This is a genomic window from Bacillus sp. JKS001846 (genome assembly GCF_900176455.1).
In the GTDB taxonomy this organism is placed as follows: Bacteria; Bacillota; Bacilli; order Bacillales; family Bacillaceae_G; genus Bacillus_A; species Bacillus_A cereus.
Window position 1 is genome coordinate 3846263 of the sequence record NZ_FWYG01000001.1, and the last position, 22169, is coordinate 3868431.

Here is a 22169-nt window from a genome sequence, read left to right on the forward strand (position 1 = left end):
TTTCATACATCTAATTCTATTACAGATCTGTTAAAGGTCATCTCTTCATACACCTTTAAATTTTGATATATAGTGCCTAATAATGGTGCCGCTATAGAAAATTGCTCTGCTACATCCAGTAAATATCCTTGCAAGTGCTTCCCTTCAATAAACGAACCCTTCTCCATATCACGTTGCATCGATGACTTCATATCATACGAAATTTTATCAATTGTTTTCATATGTTCCTGGGCAATATTAACCTTTATTGGAGCTCCTAATACTTTCATAATTTGTACAGATTCCTCAAATACATTACGGATAAAATCATGGCCGCCTTCACTTTCACGAATTGGTCCAATTGGTGCACGCATTAACGTTGTCACACCGGACATTACAGTAATAAATAAATATTTATGCCACATATCTTGCGTAATATTTTCACTTAAAACAAAACTAGATTTCGTACCTGCAAATGCTTTAGAAATATGCTTTACTCTCTCTGAATTTTGAGACTTAATTTCTCCAAACACAAGTCTGTTGGCAGCGCTAGTTTGTACAATTTCTCCTTGATCGTTTAACGTCGTCTCGATAAAGCATAAACCGCCAAGTACTTTTTCTTCGCCGAATTCTTTTTGTAATAGCGATAAATGAGCGATACCATTTAACAATGGAATGATTACAGTATTTTCGCCAACAAACGGCTTCAAATCTTGAATTGCCTCGTTTAAGTGATACGCTTTTGTTGAAAATAAAATGACATCAAATGGAGAAGTTCTCTCTTCTTTCGTTATTAAATTCGGTTGGAAAGAGAAATCCCCGTTAACACTTCGGATTACAAGTCCTCTTTCCTCTAATTGTTTTTTCCGTTTACTACGAACAAGAAATGTAACATCTTCTCCCTTTTCGACTAATCTGCCACCAAAAAATCCTCCGACTCCACCAGCGCCTAATACTAAAATCCGCATACAGCATCCCCCTTTTCAAAATACAATTTTATAACTTTTAGTATACATAACATTATACATGTCCTCTGCTAAATAAGCTGAATTTTCACTCTCAATCGAGTATAAAACAGTGGTTATTTTCAAATAAATTTGGGCATGTTGTTTCTATAGCATATATGGAAAGGAAACAATGTAGATGGAGGCAATACAAGCAATTGAGGAAAAAGATGTAGCAACAGCTATATTTCAATTTATATTCCCGTTTTCGTTTAAAGCTGGATATGAACAAAATATGTTCCCTTTCTTACAAAAAAACGATTTCCGTCCTTTTCGGCTCGATCATCTCTATGATGAAAATACATATTATGGGGAGTTTAAAGTTTCACATCAAAATATGGAAGCATACTATCTTTCATTTACAAATAAAATTCTCTTTCCTCACTCAGAGCATCAAAAGGGCTTGCAACGTTATTCAAAGGACCTTAACTTAACTGGACATTTAACAACAAACCTTATTTCAATCCCATTCAAGATACACTCTATTGATGTAACACTTTGTCCTTATGAACTTGGCTTCTTAACAATTCGAACAGAAGTAAACACTGCTCCAAGCATGACTTTATCTGAAGCAATCGAATTCGCTGCTCGCTTCCGTGTACTTGAAACTAAAAATGATACAAATGAGACTATTTGTATTGGATGTAACGGAAAAAAGTATTCCCAAGTTGAAAAATTCATTTTTGGTTATTTATTTCATGGCGTAACTGATTTCTTTGAAAAGAAGAGATTAAGAAGTTCATACTTTCAAACCTTCCCTTTCTTCGAAGACCAAAGAATGTACGTCCAAACTTTATTGTCACTAAAAGAAGGTATGGAACTTAATGAAGTGGATGTTTATCGTACTTCTAGTCTTTCCGGATTAACAAGTGATGGTAAGCCATATGTGAGTGCAAATAACCTTCCTTACATTCATGACTATTTAAAAAAACACGCTTACCAGAGATGGGCTCCAAATCGTTATTTCATAATGGAAGAACATATTTTTACATGTGTAACAAATGAAGGAGAACGCGAAATCGCTAAACTTGCTAGTCAAATGTACGGAGAATTTTATTACGCTTTATTATTAAACCTATTCCATAAAATTGTTTTATTAAAAATGGCAAACGCCTATGCTGAGCTAAACATTGAACAAGATACTAATGAAATAGAGAAATTAATTTATTCGATCAATTCGTTCACTGCTAATTATTTTTCTTTAGAATTAGTATCCCAATCACAAAGTGAAGATATTTTCTTTCGTTTAAGAAAACTTTTTAATATTGAGGTTCTATACTCGAACGCGAAACAAAATCTTGATAGTTTGTTTAAATATCAAGAAAATGTCGCCTCTAAAAAAGATAGCCTCTTATTATTAATTTTAACGCTCTACTCTGTAGTGGGCCAAATGTTAGGGTTTACTATGATTGACCTTTTAAGAAACACCGATTCAAACAAAATATCGTCACCTCTTGAATTTTTCGCTCTATTAATTGCGATTAGCGGCATTGTCATTTCACTTATTTTAGGAGCTCAAAGTTTATACCAATGGGGTTTACAGCATAAACGAAGAAAAGCTTGGGTAAAACAAACTGTACTTTCTGCCGTTAAAGAGAAAGAAGATAAAAATTAAAGAAAGTTATTTTCAAATTCTTGGCGCGCTGCAGTAAGTGAAATCTTTATCAGCGATTTTCCGATTATATCGGCGCAACTCGAAATATATCAGCGATTTTTAAGATATATCAGCGCAACTCAAAATATATCAGCGATTTTTAAGATATATCAGCGCAACTCAAAATATATCAGCGATTTTTTTAATATATCGACTTACCGACAAAAACCGACAAATAAAAGGGCCGGATAATAAAAAAAGGGTGCTCCAAAATTAAACTTGGAGTACCCCTTTTATTATACGAATTCAGTTTACTTCCCTGCTTCGATTTGCTCTAATGCAGCAGCTACTTGCTCTTCCGTTAATTCATGTTGTATTACGTAGCGGTTACGTGGACTTACACGACATTCATGAGAACATGCACGTAAATATTTCGCTTCGTTTTCTTCAGAACATAAAATTTTCTTATTACATTCTGGATTTGAACAGTTTACATAGCGCTCACAAGGTTCACCTGTAAAGTGGTCTTTACCAACGATAACATGTTCTTTTTGGTTTACTGGTACAGCGATACGCTCATCGAACACGTAACATTGTCCATCCCAAAGCTCACCTTGTACTTCTGGGTCTTTTCCGTACGTTACAATTCCGCCGTGAAGCTGACTTACATCTTCATAGCCTTCACGAACTAACCAACCAGAAAACTTCTCACAACGAATTCCGCCTGTACAATAAGTTAAAATCTTTTTACCTTCAAGTACTTCTTTATTTTCACGAATCCAATCTGGTAATTCACGGAATGATTCGATATCAGGTTTAATCGCACCTTTGAAGTGACCTAAATCAAATTCATAATCATTTCGTGCATCAATGATAACTGTATCTTCTTGTTTCATTGCTTCATAAAAATCTTTTGGCTCTAAATACTTCCCAGTTATTTCGTGTGGGTTAATGTCATCTTCTAGACGAAGTGTAACTAACTCTGGACGAGGACGCACGTGCATTTTCTTGAATGCATGACCATCAGCTTCATCTATTTTAAATACGATGCCATCGAAACGTGGATCATTGTTCATTGCTTCCATGTATTTCTCTGTTTGTTCTACAGTTCCAGAACAAGTTCCGTTAATACCTTCTTTTGCTACAAGAATTCTTCCTTTTAATTCAAGTGAATTACAAAATGCTAAATGCTCTGCCGCGAATTCTTCTGGGTTTTCAATTGTTGTGTACATGTAATATAGTAATACTCTGTATGGTTTTGTAGTTGCCAATGTATTTCTACCACCTATCTAATTTTTTAAATCATGTATAAGTTAACGTTCATATCAAAACATATATAATAAGAAAATGAATCCCATTTTCTTTTCTTTATACTATTTTCTATCAGTTAACAAAAATAAAAAACAAGATTACACACCAAAACACTATGGTTATGTTGTAATCCCAATATATTATATATCATACAAATGCAATTCCATCAATTAATATGCTGTATTATCGGCTTTATGTTCACATAAATTTCAAAAACAGCCCTTTAATTCACTATGTTTCCCCATGTCATCACACCATAAACTCCCAATTCATTTTACGTTATCACACCATCCATTGTATAAAGGCATATAATTTGCATTAAGGAAACTTTCGTGTTCAAATGAAATTACCATATAACATATTTAAATGTATTGAAATAATGAGTAAGAATAAATACAATAATTTCATCAAGTTAACATTTTAAAGGGGAAAACTACTATGAATAAAGATATAACAAAAGATGAAAATCTCCCTTCTGAAAGTACAACTGTACAATCAGCTCACTTAGCTTTAAGTGGAGAAACAAAAGGCTGGAAAAGACTGTTACCATTTTTAGGACCCGCTTTTATCGCGTCCGTTGCTTATATTGATCCTGGCAACTTTGCTACCAATATCGCAGCTGGTTCACAATATGGATATTTACTATTATGGGTTATACTCGCTTCTAACTTAATGGCTGTATTAATCCAAACTTTATCAGCTAAATTAGGAATTGCTACAGGAAACAATTTACCCGAAATAGCTCGTGAAAACTTTCCAAAGCCTGTGTCTATCGGCTTATGGATACAAGGTGAACTAGTTATTATGGCTACAGATTTAGCGGAATTTATTGGAGCTGCTTTGGGGCTTTACTTACTATTTGGAATCCCGATGCTACCTGCCGCTTTAATTACTGCAGCCGGATCATTTATTATTCTTGAGTTTCAACGTAGAGGATTTCGTCCACTAGAAGCTATTATTACAGGAATGATTTTCATTGTAGTAATCGCTTTTGGGATTCAAGTTTTTTATGCAAAACCAGAATTAAGTCCCCTTCTTTCAGGACTATTTATTCCAAAATTCCAAGGTGTAGACAGTATATTACTTGCAGCAGGGATTTTAGGTGCAACAGTTATGCCGCATGCAATATACTTGCATTCTGCCTTAACACAACGCCGCGTGGTCGGCACAAATGACGAACAAAAGAAAAAGATTTTTCGTTTCGAATTTATCGATATTATTATTGCAATGGTTATTGCTGGAGCAATTAATGCAAGTATGTTAATTGTAGCAGCTGCACTATTTTTTAAAAACGGCTTGCACGTTGAAGATTTAGATGTTGCTTACACTCAATTTACCAATTTAGTAGGTCCTGTATCAGCTGCATTATTTGGAATTGGACTTTTATCAGCAGGACTATCTAGCTCTTCTGTCGGTACAATGTCGGGTGATATTATTATGCAAGGTTTCATTCGCATGCATATTCCGTTATACTTACGCCGATTTATTACAATGATTCCACCATTAGTTATTATCGCTTTAGGTGTAAATCCAACTTACGCTCTAGTCATGAGCCAAGTCGTCTTATCATTCGGTATTGCATTTGCGCTAGTACCACTTATTATGTTTACAAGTAACAAAAAGATTATGGGTGCACTCGTTAACCACCGTATAACAACATTTATCGCTTGGATAATTGCAGCACTCGTTATCATTTTAAATATCTTCTTACTGTATCAAACATTTGTAGGATAATGAAAAAGGGTATTCCAATTTTAATTTGGAATACCCTTTTTGGATGAAATGATTTTCTTCTAGTTACCACTTATGTATGTCCCTCTTTCCGGCATCATGACACCATTTTCAGTTCGAAAGTAAAGTGGCAATCCTTCCGCAAAAAACATACTTACCTTGGACGGATTTTGCCTTTGATGATGGATATGTAAATGTGGCTCACTTGAACTTCCTGAGTTACCGACTTGAGCAAGAAATTCTCCTTCATTTACACGTTGTCCTTCTCTAACTTTAATGGACCCTTTCTTTAAGTGGGCAAGAATCAAAAATGTCTCTGTTTCATCTATCCGTAAATATATGTAATTCCCTGCCATTGACTGAAAATCATCCAATCCGGGAATTAAATCTTTTTCATCATTATTGATTGATACAACCGTCCCAGAAGCTGGTGCCATTACTTTCGCTCCATATATTCCGTAATCCTCTAACTTACTACTTTTCACTTCAGCAGGTGGAATGAGGATATCATATGCCCACCTTTCATTTGGCTTTATAACATGATAGTTCGTTTCTAACTGATCACCGCCCCAGCCTATTAATGCTCGTTCATTCAAAGGAACACGAACTACTGCTTTAGGACTCATAGATTGTATATCTGCTGGGTAAGCAATTCTACCTATATTAGCAAACCAACCGACAGGCCAAGCTCCAATGATAGAAAACAGAATGATTAAAAATAGCGTTCTATCTATCCGCTTTCTAAAAATGCCTTTCCAAAAAAATATTATTACTGATCCTACCAAGAGGAAAACTGAAATAAAACTAAAAGCCTGAATACTCCACCAAACAAAAACTGATGTAACACCATTAGCTACATAAACTAAGATCCAACTTATAATTAAAAAAGAAACTATAATCACTAATAAAAATTTCTTCCACATGTCGCATCCCTACTCTCATATCCTTTTTCTCAATGATACAAAGTAAAAATTACGACATATAAAAGAAATACTTACGACTTTCTTACTTTTTTATACTGCGGTAATTTCACAGTGAAAACTGTTTCTTTATCGTTACTACGTACAGTTAGATCCCCTTGATGGAGCTCGGCTATACTTTTTGAAATTGCAAGCCCCATTCCTTTCCCACCAGTATAAGAACTACGTGATTTTTCACTACGATAAAATTTCTCAAAAACGTAAGGAAGGTCCTCTTCCGGAATACATTGTCCAAAATTTTTAATTTCTACTTCAACATTCATTGTTTTATTGGAAATTCCAATTGCAATTTCCTTTCCATCTTTTCCATACATAATACTATTACCTATTATATTTTCAAATAGTCTCACTATAAGTGCCACATCAACTTCTACATACAGCACTTCATCACTTTTAATATAAAAGCTCATATTAGCATCATCTAATTGTGGTACAAAGCCAATCATGATTTGTTCAATTAATGCTTTCATATCTACTTCATCTTTATGTAATTCAATCTCTCTATAATTTATTTGACAGTATTCTAATAAATCATCTACTTGATGTTTTAATTCATAACTTTTTCGCTTTAATATACTTACATACTGTTCACATTCTTCTCCATTCGAATGGAGTTTATTTCCTAACAGGTCCGCATAACCGATTAAAGATGTTACTGGCGTTCGTAAATCATGAGAAATATTACTAATCATTTCATTTTTCATTTCCTGTGATTTTTTTTCATTCTCGATAGACTCTTTTAAACTTTTGGCCATTCTATTTACATTCGTCGCTAATTCACCAATCTCGTCATTTTTTGAAATAGGTATATGTACTTCAAAATTACCATTACTTATTTCCTTCACGTTCTTATTAATTTCAGACAATCTTTTCATCATTGTTTTTGTCATACATGCAAAGTATGTCGTAGTAAAAATCAAAAAAACTATAAAGTATAAAAATGAATATTTTTCCTCTAACGCATTAACATGACTATATATATTTCCAACTAAAATTTGAAGCACTATTATACTTACAGTCGCTAACAAGATGCTACATATGAAAGCTAAAAAAATTTCGCCCTAATACCCTGTAAAGATCTAATCTTCAATTTTATATCCGACTCCCCAAACATTTTGTATAAACTTCGGTTCTTTTGGATTCTCTTCAATTTTATTTCTCAATCTTGCAATATGAACCATTACTGTATTATTACTTTCATAGGCTCTTTCGTTCCACACGCTCTCATATATTTCTTCAATTGTAAACACACGATTCCTTGCGGCTGCCATTAAGTGTAAAATATCATATTCAGTTTTCGTAAGATTCATTGTTTCTCCATATAACATTACAGTTCTCGACACTTCATCTATTTCTAAACCTCTAATATTTATTTTCTTTTCCATTACTTGGACAGCATTTTGGTTGAAATATGTATACCTTCTTAATTGAGCTTTCACTCTTGCGATAAATTCAATTGTACTGAACGGCTTCACAATATAATCATCTGCCCCAGTACTAAATCCAATTACCTTATCGACATCCGATGATTTCGCGCTTAAAAACATAAGTGGTAAACTATGTTTCTCTCTAATCCTTCTACACAATTCTATCCCATCTATTTGTGGCATCATAATATCCAAAATAGCAAGTTGAATACTGTTATTATTTATTATTTCTAAAGCCTCTTCTCCGTTATGAGCACTAAAAACTTTAAAACCTTCTTGCATTAGATTCACTTTTATAAATTGAACAATATCTTGATCATCATCTACAATTAAAATTGAATTTTTCTCCATATACAAACCTCTTTTTGAAATATATTCCACAATCAATTTTATCATAAATTAAAACCATACTCCCCTCTTGAATAATCTTTATTTTCAGACTAGATTATATAATAACAACACATTCTAGTTTCAAAAGAAATGGAGTGAAAGCATGTTTCCTATATTGAAAACAGACCGACTCATTTTAAGAGAACTTACCGAAGAAGATGCACCGCGTATACTACAATGCTTTTCTAATACTAATGTACTGCGCTATTATGGCCAAAAACCGTTACAAGATATTGATCAAGTGAAGCAAATCATTCATAATTTTAAGTTGAGTTACAATGCAAGAAGCGGTATAAAATGGGGAATCGAATTAAAAGACACGAAAGAACTCATTGGTACCATTGGTTTTCACGATTGGTCTTCTGAGCATAAACGAGCCAATATAAGTTATGCCTTTTTGCCTGAACACTGGGGAAAAGGATATGCGACTGAAGCTGTTTCTGAGGTTATATCATACGGTTTCCATACGATTCATTTAAAGCGGATTGGAGCAATTGTATTTCTTGAAAATGAAGCTTCCAATAAAGTACTATTAAAATTAGGCTTTGAAAAAGAAGGCGTTCTAAAAAATTATATGTATCAAGATGATGTCCCATATGATACGAATTTTTACGCTTTATTAAAATCGGTTTAATAGAATTCATGTGTAAAAAACCTTACTTTTAAAAAGTAAGGTTTTTTGTATTTATTCATTAGCAATATAAGCATTCTTATAAGTATAAATACCACCAAATTGATGCTTTTCAATTCCTTTTACATAATCCTTTTGTACATATGCTGAGCCAATATGATAAAGCGGCGCTACCGCAGCATCTTCTAATAATACCTGCTCGGCTTCTCGCAACGCTTCCCATCGGTTTTCCGTATCTAGTACAAAATCCGTTTTCGCTTTCTTTATTAATTCATCGTAATGAACATTAGAATAATTCATTTTATTATTCGGATTCCCTGTCGTAAATAACTCTAAATAACTAATTGGGTCTTTATAGTCAGGTCCCCAATTTGCCATAGTTATATCGTAATCACCTGTTTGTTCTAACTGTAATTTTTGCTTAAATGGCTGTTGTTTAATTTGTATCGCGATTCCTTGCAAATTCTTTTCTAAATCACCTTTTATATATTCTGCCATCCGTTTTGCATTATCTTGTTCAAACGTTAAAAACTCGAGGTTTACTTGCTCTACTTCAAGCTCTTTTTTCGCTTCTTTCCAAATCTTTTGCGCATTTTGCAAATCATATGAAGAAAGATCTCCGTTTTCTTTTCTAAAATCTTTACCGGTCACTTCATTTACATGACCAACTGGTACAAGCCCGCTTGCAGGTTTTGCTCCGTTATTAATAAAGTGAGCAACAAAATCATCTTTATTTAACGCTAATGAAATAGATTGACGCACTTTTTTATTTGCTAACGCGGTATTTTTTTCATTAAAACGAAGCATGGCAATTCCAGGATCACTCGACATATGTAATTCCTTATTCCCTCTATACTTGTCTACAATTTGCGAATTAATAGGTACTCGATCCAAATCTCCGGCTTCATATAAATTTACAGCTGTCATTGTATCCTTTACGATATGAAAGTTTATTTCGTCTAATTTCACTTTCTTTCGATCCCAATATGCAGCATTCTTCTTTAATTGAAACTCTTGTTCATGCTTCCATTTTTCTAATACAAATGGCCCGTTATATATGAGATTACTAGGTTCCAATGCATAATTGTTTCCTTGTTCTTTCAAAAATGATTCATGCTGTGGTAAGTATATAGGTAGTGCTAACAACTGTAAAAAATACGGAACTGGCTGTTCCAGTTCAACTTCTAACGTATAATTATTTATTGCTTTAACCCCAAGTGCATCAAGAGGCATTGTTCCCTTATTAATCTCTTTCGCATTTTTCACATAAAAGAGCATGTATGCATATTGAGATGCCGTTTCAGGGTTAATTGCACGTTTCCATGCAAATATAAAATCATTTGCTGTTACATTATCTCCATTTGACCATTTTGCATCTTTACGCAAGTTAAATGTATATTTCTTACCATCTTCACTTCTTTTAAACGATTTTGCTACTGCTGGAGTAGGCTGATCTTGATCATTTAATACATATAACCCTTCAAATATGTTTTGCATAACGTGTGCTGATGTACCATCCATCGTTTTCGCAGTGTCCAGAGAAGGAATTTCTTCTGATACTGTTACATTTAACACTTGTTTTTTAACCTCTGTATCACTTTTATTCGCTTTATTATTACAAGCTGTTAATAATAAAGATGTAACAAGTGCCATTACCATTAAATGGCTCTTTTTTCGCTTCATGAGTTGTTCTCCTTAAGTATAAAATATTATAAAGCGTTATATATTATAGCAGAAATATGAACAGAAAGATGCGACATTCTTTTGAATATTTATTCGTTCAAGAAAAAAGCTATCCTTTTAAAAGGATAGCTTTTTCAACTGCCACATAATTAGTTATCTTTGCAAACCTCGTTTATAACGACTTGCTTCAAATATAATACGCTCTTCATCTAACGTTTTACATTCGCCATTCCAAACGACACGTTTTCCATTAATAATTACATCGCTTATATCTTTTCCACTAGCAGCATATACAAGGTGTGATAACACTTCATCCGCTGGTTGTAAATGAGGCTTATTAGACGGATCAATTGTAATGAAATCAGCACATTTTCCAATCTCAAGTGATCCTGTTTGTTTCATCCCGATTACTTCAGCAGCTCCTTTTGTCGCAAGTGTAAGAGCTGTTTCAACTGGTAAAGCTGTTGCATCTTGGTGAATACCTTTTTGTAGTAAAGTCGCTATGCGCATTTCTTCAAACATATCTAAATTATTGTTAGATGCAACACTATCTGTTGCAATTCCTACTTTTATTCCTGCTTCTAGCATCGCTTTTACATTCGCTATACCAGAACCTAGTTTTAAATTACTATTCGGATTATGAGCTACTCGAACGTCATTTTCTGCTAAAAATGCACGCTCATCTTCATTTAATACTACACCGTGTGCAATAACTGTTGGGCGTTTAAACAATCCGCAGCCCGCTGCATATTCTACTGGACGTTTTCCATATTGTGCTTCAATATCACGTACTTCACGCTCTGTTTCAGAAAGATGGATATGAACCATCGTTTGATTCTCTACTGCAATCCGTGCGCACTCTTCTAACAATTCTGTACTACATGTATATGGACTATGTGGTGCAACCATCGTAGTTAACATGCCACTTTCGTTATAGTAACGCTTCACATATTTCTCAGCTTCTTCAATCGCTTTCTTTTCATCGTCTTTCGTTCCGAAGCTAAATAAAGTCCTTGAAACAGCAGCTCGCATCCCGCTCCTTGATACCGTTTCCATAATTGCGTCTTGATCTACTCCAATTGGATTAAACATGTCAGAGAATGATGTTGTACCACTTTTCACCATCTCAAGTAATCCTAATTCCGTACTAGCGACCGCAATTTGGGGAGTAAATTGACTTTCCAGTGGCCAAATTCTCGTCTCAAGCCACGGCTGTAATAACATATCATCGCCAATACCTCTTAGGAGACTCATTACAACGTGTGTATGTGTATTTACAAGCCCTGGTAAAACCCACTTCCCTTTCATATCAATTACTTCATCTACTTCAAAATCATTAGCGAATTCTCCGCTCTTTACATCTATAATTTGATCATTTTCTACAATGATATATCCATTTTCTATCACTTCGTTTTGTTCATTCATCGTTACAATTGTAGCGTTTACATAAGTTGTTTTCAAAAGTATTTCCCCTTTCAACTCTATGAAGTTCCCTTTAATAAGTTACCACCATTATAGTAACTTATTAAAGATTAAGAGTCAAAAGATAATTTGAATTCTTTCGTTACTTTTTCCTTCAAAATGCTATATTGTTTTTCATTTGTATCTGCAAATGCTTCTTTCCGATTTGATTCCACATCCATATAATTCAATTTCCCATTGAATTGAGTCTCTGTAAAATCAAATCTCTGCCCATCTATAAAGTTATAAAAGTGCCATACCTCTCTTACTTTTGTCTTTTTAATTTCTCCTCCATATATGTCTTGAACGACTAGAGCCGTTACACCACACTGTCCCTTTGCTGGGTTTTCAATTGTCCACTTTGAACTCGTTTCAATCGACCACGATTTTATTAGTGCTTCATATATTCTTTTTTTCCTTTACATCATCCATTCTAATCTTCCCCTACTATTAATAGTTTTACACATCATATTTCAAAAGAGGCAGTACACGACCCTTAAAGACAGTTGATGGTGTCTCTCCTATTAACTGTGCCCCCATTTTCAAGTAATATCCTTTTGCATTCGGATCACTATCAATCGTAAAACTTTTTAATCCTAGTTCATTGGCTTTTTCTATTACGTACTCCCAAAGTATTTTCCCGTAACCTTTTCCTTTGTAATCAGGATGAATGTACAAGAAATCGAGAGCTTTATCATTACGTAAAAATGAGAAAAAACCAATCTTCGCATTATCGTTTTCTAAAACATATACAAAATTATTTTTTATGTATTCTTCTGTAATTGTTAAATCTTCCTTACAAGCAAGTATGAATTCTTCACTATAATCCCACGTTGCTTTTGATTGTAGTGCGAATTCACTTAATTCATTTGCTTCACTTAATAACGCTTCTCTTATCTTCATGATTCTTTCTCCTCACCTTCGATATGTAAACTACTAAGTTGATTCGGAAAGCACTTCAAAAAACCTTTTTTTTCATAAATTAGAGGTTATTTTTATAAATCTTTATTATAACCAGTACAATTTTTTTAAAGAAAAAGAACACCATCCCTAAAAGCTGGTGTTCTCTTTTTCTAAAATTTAATCTTCAAACTCACTCATTCGTTTTACTATTTCGTACGATACAAACCTATACAGTTTCTACTACCGCTTCAAGCATTGTTCCATTTTTAGCATAATTCGTATGCCAAGAAAAAGCTTTTTCTAAAATATGAGGAGTTTGTCCACCTCTTGTTTTTGCTTCTTCGTAATAAGCACGTAGTTGATCACGATACATTGGATGTGCGCAATTCTCAATAATAAGTTCCACTCTTTCTCTTGGCGCAAGTCCCCTTAAGTCGGCATACCCCTGTTCAGTAACAATAACATCTACATCATGTTCAGTATGGTCTACATGAGAAACGAAAGGAACAATACTTGAAATGTTACCACCTTTCGCAATCGATTTAGTAACAAAGATAGCTAGGCGTGCATTTCTTGCAAAATCACCAGACCCACCAATTCCATTCATCATTTTTGTACCTAAAACGTGAGTAGAGTTAACATTTCCGTATATATCTAATTCTAATGCAGTATTAATTGAGATTAATCCAAGGCGACGAATGATTTCAGGATGATTGGAAATCTCTTGCGGACGCATCATTAATTTGTCACGATATTTTTCAAAGTTAGAAAATACTTGTTGCATTTTCTCTTCAGAAAGCGTGATAGAACAACAAGAAGCAAAATTGACTTTTCCAGCATCCATAAGATCAAAAACTGCATCTTGTAAAACTTCAGAATACACTTCTAAATCTTCAAATTCTGAATCTAACATTCCATGCAATACTGCGTTAGCAACTGAACCAATTCCTGATTGTAACGGCGCTAAACGATTTGTTAATCGCCCTATTTTAACTTCTTCTCGAAGGAATTCTATTAAATGCTGTGCCATAATGACCGTTTCTTCATCCGGAGGAACAATTGTCGATGGCGAATCCAATTGATTCGTAAACACAATTCCCTTTACTTTTTCAGGATCAATTGGAATACCGATTGTTCCAATTCGGTCATCTGTTTTCACAAGCGGAATTGGAAGCCTCTCCCCTTGTTTACCTGGTTCATATAGATCATGTAGTCCCTCTAATTGCGTGGATTGAGCCATATTCATTTCAATAATAATAGACTTAGCATTTAAGGAAAACGCTAAGGAATTTCCAATTGAAGTGGTTGGAATAATCATTCCGTCCTCTGTAATCGCAACCGCTTCCAAAATAGCGAAATCTATATCCAGAACGTCAGCGCGGAGTAACTCTGCTGTATGAGATAAGTGTTGATCCACAAATAAAAAGTCTCCGTTATTAATTCCTTTTCGCATCGTCGCGTCAGCTTGGAAAGGTAATCTTTTCCCTAAAATTCCTGCCTCAGCAAATAATTTGTCTACATCCGAGCCTAAAGAAGCCCCAGTATAAACATTTACTTTAAAAGATTCATCATTCTTAACTCGGTTTACAAGCGCAAATGGGACTGCTTTTACATCACCTGCACGTGTAAACCCACTTAAGCCTAAAGTCATTCCACTTTGAATCCAGGAAGCTGCTTCTTCAGGTGTAACTACCCGATCTTTTAGACGTTGATCTCTGATTCTATCTAAATTATTCTCCATATGTAATCCCTCTCTCATTGAATATTCATAATTATTTTACACATTTACACTATCAAAATAGGGATTTTAGTATACAATGCCGAAAATTCAGACAGAACAGCAAATTTAGGTTCTAAAGCAGAAAAATTTAGAATCCTAGAAGCTTACGGAAATAACTAGCGTATGATTGACTAACTGGTACTCTCTCACCATTATCCATCGAAAGTACAAAAGTAGAATGGGTATCAGGATAAATCGCTTTAATATGATTAACATTTACAATAAATGAACGGTGACATCTAATAAATGAATCTTTAGGAAGCAAGTATTCGAATTCTTGCAGAGAGTATTTATGTGTTCCTGATAACTCTTCTGAATTCACGTACGTCTTTTTATCTTTAGCCTCTAAATACATAACCTTTGAAAAAGGAACCGGAATCCAGCCATCTGTTGTTTTTAAAGTAACGACTGACTTTCCATCCGTTAAAGCTGGATAAATTGCCGTTACGCACCCTTCAAGCTTTCCATTGTTTGAAAATGGTACAGCCATTCCATGATAAGGAATACCAAAAACATCCCGATTCATAAACTCAGATGTTTTTTGATTCATCACCATCGCTTTATGAGCAATCGTTCCTTCCTTTATAGAATCCCCAGCGCTAATCTTTAAATCAATTCGTTTACTTGGCCGATAGTAAATATATTCTTTCGTATTCGAAACAGCAATTGAAATTTCATCTGAAAATAATTCACCAACAACATCTAGTAATAAACCTAATGTTCTATCTTCCATTCTATTAACACCTCATTCACTATTATACTACTATTATGAACGAGCATCTGTTGCTTTATAAAAAGTTTGATTTTAAATTATTTTTAAAATTAGTTTTATTCACTATTACTTCGTTACTACAAAAAGCCTCACTTCAGAAAAGTGAGGTTTCCTCTCATACAATATTTCTTTATTTTTTAACGACTATAGAATAAGATTTATTTTTTATTAAGTAAAGTGAATTTAAGAATTTATTGCCCGTATTTCTGTAAAATAAATAATCCCAAACTACAAACAGTTTGGGATTATCTTTCTCATTTATTATGCGCATCTAACCAAGAAATTAAATCTTTAAATACTTCATCCTTATTTACTTCATGAAACATTTCATGTCTACCATTTTCATATAAACGTAGTGTCACGTCTTTCACACCACATTTTTTATAGTTTTCATATACTTCTTTTACACCTTTCCCCATATCGCCAACAGGATCACGATCACCAGAAAATATATGTATTGGAAGATTCTTTGGCGTCTTCTTGTATTCTTCTAGTTTATTTACTTCTAATACACCAGAAAATAATTCTCGGTAAAAACTCGTCGTACAAATGAAACCACATAACGGATCCGCAATATATTTATCAACTTGATTATTATCTGAAGATAACCAATCAAATTTTGTACGATTTGGCTTAAAGTTCGAATTGAAGTTTCCGAAAGATAAAAAGTTTAGCATTGGACTTTTCGTTTTTGCACCACGCAATTTCATTTCGATTGTTGCTACTTTATGACCAATAGCTCCTAAAAGCCCTGGATTTCCACCTGTTCCTGAAATCAGAAATCCATCATATAATTCGCCTCTAAGTTGCACAGCACGTCTTGATAAAAAAGAACCCATACTATGGCCAAGTAAAAATAACGGGCATGTCTGCTCTTTTCTTACCGTTTCTGATACAAAAATAACATCAGACACAGCCTCATTCCAACCTACATTTGGTTTAAAATGACCATAATCTTCTTCTCTTTTCACTGTTTTCCCATGACCTTTATGATCATGTGCATAAACACCATACCCTGCTTCTAATAACGCAGCAATAAAGTCTGTATAAACACCTGCATGTTCTGTCATACCATGTGCAATTTGAATAATCCCTTTCGGTTTACCTTCTGGCAACCACTTGCGTAAATAAATTTCTGATCCATCCAATGCCGTAACGAAACTTTCCTGTACGTTCATTTCGTCAGCTCCCAACTCTATTATGTATCTTTAAAAATGAATATCGATTCATTTTTCTTACTATGTATTATATGCAATTGCCTTCATTATGACAAATGACTCCCTTTTCCAATTAGCTCAATAACTATTATGTTGACGAATCGAAAATAAAATTATATAGTTACTTACATAAAGTAACTATATAATTTTTAGGAGGTTTCTACTATTATGATGCCATCATTATTTTTAGCACATGGTTCGCCTATGCTCGCTATTCAAGATACAGACTATACACGATTTTTAAAAACACTTGGAGAAACATATAAACCGAAAGCAATTGTTATTTTCACTGCTCACTGGGAAAGTGAAGTATTAACGATTTCCTCATCAGATAACGAGTATGAAACAATTTATGATTTTGGAGGTTTTCCCCCTGAGTTATACGAAATCAAATATCGTGCGAAAGGCTCTTCTAGCATTGCATCTATGTTAGAAACAAAATTTAAGAACAAAGGTATTTCAGTCCATCATAATATGACGAGAGGTTTAGATCATGGTTCATGGACACTCCTGCACCGCATGTATCCAGAAGCAAATATTCCTGTCGTGCAAATATCAGTCAATCCATTCCTTTCTGCAAAAGAACAATTTGAAATTGGAGAAGCACTTAAAGGACTCGGACAAGAAGATATTTTAGTAATCGGGAGTGGTGTTACCGTCCATAACTTACGAGCTTTGAAATGGAATCAAACTACACCTGAAAAATGGGCAATTGAATTTGATGATTGGATTATTAAACATATGCAGCATAACGATAAAGATGCATTGTTTAATTGGGAGAAAAATGCTCCTCATGCACAATTAGCAGTACCAAGAGCAGAACATTTTGTTCCTTTATTTATCGCTATGGGAAGTGGTGAAAATAGCGGTGAAGTCATTCACCGTAGTTATGAGCTTGGTACATTAAGCTATCTATGTCTTAAATTTTAAAGAAAAGGATGAAGCAATCATTGCTTCACCCTTTTTTTATTCACTAAGTTAACTAACTTCCAAATGTTGTTTCTCTGATACCTCTTCGTTCTTATTATGAAAATAAACCCAGATACACGCAATAAATAGTAGTGATGATGTAGAGAGGAAAACATATTGGAAGCCTGCATGTGCTGCAATTTGCCCCCGAGCACTGGACCAATCATATTTCCTAAAAACTGAAATGATTGATTATATCCAAATATCCGTCCCGTAACATGGGTTGGTGTATGTTGTTTTAGTAGAGTTTGTACGGAAGGTAATAATCCTGCTTGTGCGATACCTAATAAAAATCGAAGAATTAATAGTTGCCAAGCTGAGGTTACAAATGCTTGCGGGATAAAAATAATTCCTGCAGCAAATAACGCTACAACTAACGTTTTTTGAGGACCGATATGATCTGATAATCTTCCTAGTCTTGGTGCTGCCAAAATAACGGCTAATCCTGTTGCTGACATAACTGCTCCCGCAATTGTTTCAATATGTGCAGTATGAGGACCTACTAAATTTTTCACGTACAATGTAACAATTGGTTGAACTGACATATTAGCAAGTTGAATAATAAATGTTGTTACAAATAAACTAATAATTAAATGCTTCGCTGGGACCATCGTCCATACTTTTTTCGGCTGTGTTTTTTTTGCTTGAGCAGAGTGATTTTCTTCATGCAAGAAGAAAAAAACGATGAGAAAGGAAAGGAATAAAAAAGCTCCTGTAACAAGAAAGACATGACGCATTCCAATTAACTCAGACAAATATCCACCAAGTAATGGACCAAGTAAAGAACCGCTCACGCCACCAGTTGAAATTGTAGAAATTGCCCAACCTGAATGTTCTTTCGGAGTTTCTGCTGCAATAAATGTCATTGCGGTTGAAAGGAAACCAGATACTGCTCCCATTAAAAATCTTAGTGCGACTAATTGATATACATCCGTTACAAACCCCATAAGCGTCATAATAATCGCCATACCGAGGCTAGCACGAATAAGCATCAGTTTCCGTCCATGTATATCACCAAGCTTTCCCCATATTGGCGATACGATCGCACCCATTAAAAATGTTACACCAAATGCAAGTCCCGACCACTGTGCAATACTTGAAGTGCCAGTTACTCCTAATTCCTCAATATAAAAAGATAAGAAAGGAATTACTAAACTCATACCGGCTGCAGTGGTAAAACAACCTAGCCAACAAATCATTAAATTTCGTTTCCAGCTGGCCATTTTCACACCTTCTTTCTTTAGATACCCATTCTACACCCTTTCTTGTAAAAAGTTTAGTAATTTGCTTTTTATGCAAGATTTACTACAAAACCCGCTATTTTCTAGTAAAAACCACTACATCTCTACATCATTTTCATAATAAAACCAACTCCTCTATATGAAGTTGGTTACTTATTATCTATCGGTATTAAACGAGCATTACAATTTCTCTCGTAAAACTCAATGGGACCTGCTTGTCCAATAATCGCATATTCATATCCATCTTGCTTCATATTATATAAACAATGATACAATAATTCTTTTCCTACACCTTTCACACGATTTTGTTTCGCTATGCCCATTGGACCAAACAATCCTTTCTTTCCTCTCACTACATCGTAACAGGCGAAACCAACTATTACTTCCTCCTGCTGTGCAATATAGATAGGTAACTTTTCATTATATGTCCGAAATCCGTAATCAACCGACTGTAACCACCGTTCACCAAATTCAGCCGCCACAAATCGTGATAACTTATCAAAATCAGAAGGACTAGCTCTTCTTACATGACAAAATAATGTATTATAAATAGATTTAAAACTATTTAAATCAACCGCTAAGTCTCTCGGTGCAGCTGTAATACGTAATATATCTTTTTGCATTTGTGTATGTATAAATTCACCAATATCTGTATCTACACGAAATAATGCATACATAACATGTCCTTCATTGATTACTACTTGCTGAAAGCGTTCCATACGTTTCTTCGCTATTTGTAAAATTTCTATCGCCTTATAAGATAGTTTATATTGCCCTATTTTTTTATACTCTTGATGATGTAAATCGAATCGTTTTCGTAACGAAAGTTTTTCTAAAAAATCTGGACCGACTTTATGAAACAAATACATAAATAACTCAGCGCAAACTCCTGTACCTTCTTTACACATACCTATGAACAGATGGACTGGTTGAATTATGTTATACTCACTCTCTTCTGCTGCAATCTCCAATATTTTATGCACACGTTTTGTAAATTGAAATTCCTCCATATGTGTTTCCACCCTCTACTAATTTACTAACAAACCGTAACCATAAATAATTGAAACAATTACACCTACTACCAATATACCTGGAAGTAAATTTGCCACCTTGATTTTAATAATACTAAGCAAGTTCAATCCAATAGCAGATATCATAATGCCGCCCGTAGCCGTCATCTCCACTATAAATTGGTTCATTAATTCTTCCGGGACAAAACTATTAATTTGTGTTGCAAAAACTGCAATACCACCTTCATATAAAACAACTGGAATCGCCGAAAATACTACGCCAATTCCTAGAGTTGTCGTTAATATAATAGAAATAAATCCATCGATAATTGCCTTGGTAAATAAAATATTATGATTTCCGCGAATCCCACTGTCAAGTGCACCAAGTATCCCCATCGCACCAATTGCAAAAATTAAAGTAGCTGTTACAAAACCTTCTGATATGCTTCCTTTCCCCTTCGATCCAACTTTATTTTCTAGCCAATCCCCTAAATTTTTTAACTTTTCTTCTAATTGTAACCACTCTCCAATTACCGTACCAATCACTAAACTCAGTATGACAACAAGAAAGTTTTCACTTTTTAATGCCATTTGAAGCCCAAGCACAGTAACCGCTAAACCGATTGCGTGCATTATCGTCCCTTTCATACTTTCTGGAATCCTACTAAATAATTTACCAAGTAAAGTACCAAATATAATACAAATTCCATTTACAACTGCTCCTAATATAACCATTTCTCATTCTTCACCCTTCGAATTCTTTATTTCTATATTTTGGTTTATACATTGATTTACAGGTTATCTATATGTTAACTTAATATTGAGAATATTAACAAATGTTTTCCACTACATAACCCGCTGTTTTTTTGTAACTTTAATTACCTTTAATAGATTCAGTGTGAATTTAATTGCGGGATAATATTAAAAGGGAAGGTATATATGAAAACTTTACTAAAACGATTTTTGTTAATAGCCTTTTTCATTACACCGATTGTTTTATTAATCAATTACTCTTTTATTTCAAAAGCAAAAGACAAACCCGATTTACAAAACAAATCTAGTAAAACCGCTTCAAAAAGCGAAAAGAAAATAGAAGACCAAGAAATCACACTCACCTTCTCTGGTGATACAATGTTTGATTGGCAATTACGTCCTATAATCGAAAAGAATGGGGCTGATTACCCATTCCAACATGTAAAAGAAGAAATAAAAAAAGCTGATATTTCTTTTGTGAATTTAGAATCGGCATTTACAACGAAAGAAAAGAAAGCACCTGGGCAACTCTTTTGGATTAAAAGTGATCCATCTACACTACAAGCTATTAAAAACACTGGATATGACATCGTAAATATTGGGAATAACCACACACTTGATTATGGGCAAGATGGATTATTAGATACGATTTCTCACGTAGAAAAATTAAAGTTCCCTTACATTGGAGCCGGAAAAAATGCGAAAGATACATATACAGCACGAGAAATGACCGTAAAAGGGAAAAAGTTTAAATTTCTTTCCTTCGTTCGATTTATGCCTGATTCTAATTGGGTAGCTGGTGAGAATAAACCTGGCGTTGCGAATGGCTATGATTTAAATCTTGTAACAAAAACAATTAAAGAACAAAAACAAGATGCAGACTATTTAATCGTCTATATGCATTGGGGCGTTGAAAAATCAAACCGTCCGGTAGAATACCAAAAGCAATATGTACCTAAAATGGTTGAAGCAGGAGCTAACGCGATTGTCGGAAGCCATCCACATTGGTTACAAGGGTTTGAGTATTATAATAAAGTTCCTATCGCTTACTCATTAGGTAACTTTTTATTCCCAAGTTATGTGAATGGAAAAAGCGCCGAAACTGGCGTATTAACTTTAACTTTTAAAGGAAAGGATGTCCAAATGTCATTCAATCCTTATATCATTCGCAACAACCAAGTTTCCCCTGTAAATGAGGAAGAAAAGAAAAAAGCTCTTCAATATTTACAAACAATTTCAACTGATGTAGAAATTGATGATACAGGGAAAATAAAAAATAAACGAAACTAGACAGCTCAAGATCTATTTCTCTGTAATCTACTTTACAGAATAG

At 34.2% G+C, this 22169-nt stretch carries 19 protein-coding genes and 1 pseudogene; 5 read left to right on the forward strand and 15 right to left on the reverse strand.

Going from position 1 to position 22169, the window contains the following annotated elements:
* Positions 1 to 2: 2 nt before the first annotated feature.
* Entirely contained in the window at positions 3 to 947 is a 945-nt protein-coding gene (gene panE, locus B9A45_RS20475; RefSeq protein ID WP_084064702.1) for a 2-dehydropantoate 2-reductase, read from the reverse strand.
* 175 nt (positions 948 to 1122) lie between these two features.
* On the opposite strand from panE, the gene B9A45_RS20480 reads away from it, so the two are divergent.
* Positions 1123 to 2598: a hypothetical protein gene (locus B9A45_RS20480; protein ID WP_000387424.1), complete on the forward strand. Its 1476-nt coding sequence runs from the start codon at positions 1123 to 1125 to the stop codon at positions 2596 to 2598.
* A gap of 290 nt (positions 2599 to 2888) precedes the next feature.
* On the opposite strand, the gene B9A45_RS20485 is transcribed toward B9A45_RS20480, so the two are convergent.
* On the reverse strand, positions 2889 to 3848 hold the full coding sequence (locus B9A45_RS20485; protein ID WP_000246214.1) for an oxygen-dependent tRNA uridine(34) hydroxylase TrhO: 960 nt from the start codon (positions 3846 to 3848) through the stop codon (positions 2889 to 2891).
* Between the two features lie 478 nt (positions 3849 to 4326).
* Here B9A45_RS20485 and B9A45_RS20490 point away from each other — a divergent pair, with 478 nt between their 5' ends.
* Positions 4327 to 5622, forward strand: coding sequence for an Nramp family divalent metal transporter (locus tag B9A45_RS20490; protein ID WP_069605017.1), 1296 nt, complete (start codon positions 4327 to 4329; stop codon positions 5620 to 5622).
* A 59-nt stretch (positions 5623 to 5681) separates the two neighbouring features.
* On the opposite strand, the gene B9A45_RS20495 is transcribed toward B9A45_RS20490, so the two are convergent.
* The 3 genes and pseudogenes from B9A45_RS20495 to B9A45_RS20505 form a co-directional block, all read right to left on the reverse strand.
* Entirely contained in the window at positions 5682 to 6542 is an 861-nt protein-coding gene (locus B9A45_RS20495) for a M23 family metallopeptidase (protein ID WP_000265535.1), read from the reverse strand.
* A 71-nt stretch (positions 6543 to 6613) separates the two neighbouring features.
* A pseudogene (locus tag B9A45_RS20500) lies at positions 6614 to 7713 on the reverse strand (HAMP domain-containing sensor histidine kinase).
* A complete protein-coding gene (locus B9A45_RS20505) occupies positions 7679 to 8377 on the reverse strand; it encodes a response regulator transcription factor (protein WP_084064711.1) in 699 nt (232 codons plus the stop codon). The pseudogene B9A45_RS20500 and the gene B9A45_RS20505 overlap by 35 nt, the downstream one beginning before the upstream one ends.
* A gap of 142 nt (positions 8378 to 8519) precedes the next feature.
* On the opposite strand from B9A45_RS20505, the gene B9A45_RS20510 reads away from it, so the two are divergent.
* Positions 8520 to 9050 carry a GNAT family N-acetyltransferase gene (locus B9A45_RS20510; protein WP_000483972.1) on the forward strand — a complete coding sequence of 177 codons (531 nt, stop codon included), beginning with the start codon at positions 8520 to 8522 and terminating at the stop codon, positions 9048 to 9050.
* A gap of 51 nt (positions 9051 to 9101) precedes the next feature.
* Here B9A45_RS20510 and B9A45_RS20515 read toward each other — a convergent pair whose 3' ends face one another.
* From B9A45_RS20515 to B9A45_RS20545, 7 genes are all read right to left on the reverse strand, one after another.
* Positions 9102 to 10730, reverse strand: a complete 1629-nt coding sequence (locus tag B9A45_RS20515; RefSeq protein WP_000823519.1) for a peptide ABC transporter substrate-binding protein — start codon at positions 10728 to 10730, stop codon at positions 9102 to 9104.
* Between the two features lie 153 nt (positions 10731 to 10883).
* Entirely contained in the window at positions 10884 to 12209 is a 1326-nt protein-coding gene (locus B9A45_RS20520) for a bifunctional S-methyl-5'-thioadenosine deaminase/S-adenosylhomocysteine deaminase (RefSeq protein ID WP_016109764.1), read from the reverse strand.
* Positions 12210 to 12262: 53 nt separating this feature from the next.
* A complete protein-coding gene (locus B9A45_RS20525; protein ID WP_084064715.1) occupies positions 12263 to 12598 on the reverse strand; it encodes a YunG family protein in 336 nt (111 codons plus the stop codon).
* Between the two features lie 52 nt (positions 12599 to 12650).
* Entirely contained in the window at positions 12651 to 13094 is a 444-nt protein-coding gene (locus tag B9A45_RS20530; protein WP_000701894.1) for a GNAT family N-acetyltransferase, read from the reverse strand.
* Positions 13095 to 13320: 226 nt separating this feature from the next.
* A complete protein-coding gene (locus B9A45_RS20535) occupies positions 13321 to 14835 on the reverse strand; it encodes an acetyl-CoA hydrolase/transferase family protein (RefSeq protein WP_000429821.1) in 1515 nt (504 codons plus the stop codon).
* Between the two features lie 127 nt (positions 14836 to 14962).
* Complete coding sequence (locus B9A45_RS20540) at positions 14963 to 15607, reverse strand: LytTR family DNA-binding domain-containing protein (protein ID WP_000390208.1); 645 nt, start codon at positions 15605 to 15607, stop codon at positions 14963 to 14965.
* 293 nt (positions 15608 to 15900) lie between these two features.
* Positions 15901 to 16824, reverse strand: coding sequence for an alpha/beta hydrolase (locus B9A45_RS20545; protein WP_001102598.1), 924 nt, complete (start codon positions 16822 to 16824; stop codon positions 15901 to 15903).
* 207 nt (positions 16825 to 17031) lie between these two features.
* Here B9A45_RS20545 and B9A45_RS20550 point away from each other — a divergent pair, with 207 nt between their 5' ends.
* A complete protein-coding gene (locus B9A45_RS20550) occupies positions 17032 to 17793 on the forward strand; it encodes a DODA-type extradiol aromatic ring-opening family dioxygenase (RefSeq protein WP_000982910.1) in 762 nt (253 codons plus the stop codon).
* Between the two features lie 17 nt (positions 17794 to 17810).
* Here B9A45_RS20550 and B9A45_RS20555 read toward each other — a convergent pair whose 3' ends face one another.
* The 3 genes from B9A45_RS20555 to B9A45_RS20565 form a co-directional block, all read right to left on the reverse strand.
* Positions 17811 to 19055 carry a multidrug efflux MFS transporter gene (locus tag B9A45_RS20555; RefSeq protein WP_256891712.1) on the reverse strand — a complete coding sequence of 415 codons (1245 nt, stop codon included), beginning with the start codon at positions 19053 to 19055 and terminating at the stop codon, positions 17811 to 17813.
* A gap of 167 nt (positions 19056 to 19222) precedes the next feature.
* Complete coding sequence (locus B9A45_RS20560; RefSeq protein ID WP_047385911.1) at positions 19223 to 20083, reverse strand: GNAT family N-acetyltransferase; 861 nt, start codon at positions 20081 to 20083, stop codon at positions 19223 to 19225.
* Positions 20084 to 20101: 18 nt separating this feature from the next.
* The gene (locus tag B9A45_RS20565) at positions 20102 to 20818 is read right to left on the reverse strand and encodes a DUF554 domain-containing protein (RefSeq protein ID WP_000236039.1); all 717 of its coding nucleotides are present in this window, start codon (positions 20816 to 20818) and stop codon (positions 20102 to 20104) included.
* A 204-nt stretch (positions 20819 to 21022) separates the two neighbouring features.
* Between B9A45_RS20565 and B9A45_RS20570 the strand changes: the two genes are divergently transcribed.
* Entirely contained in the window at positions 21023 to 22126 is a 1104-nt protein-coding gene (locus B9A45_RS20570; RefSeq protein ID WP_000854542.1) for a CapA family protein, read from the forward strand.
* Positions 22127 to 22169: the final 43 nt, after the last annotated feature.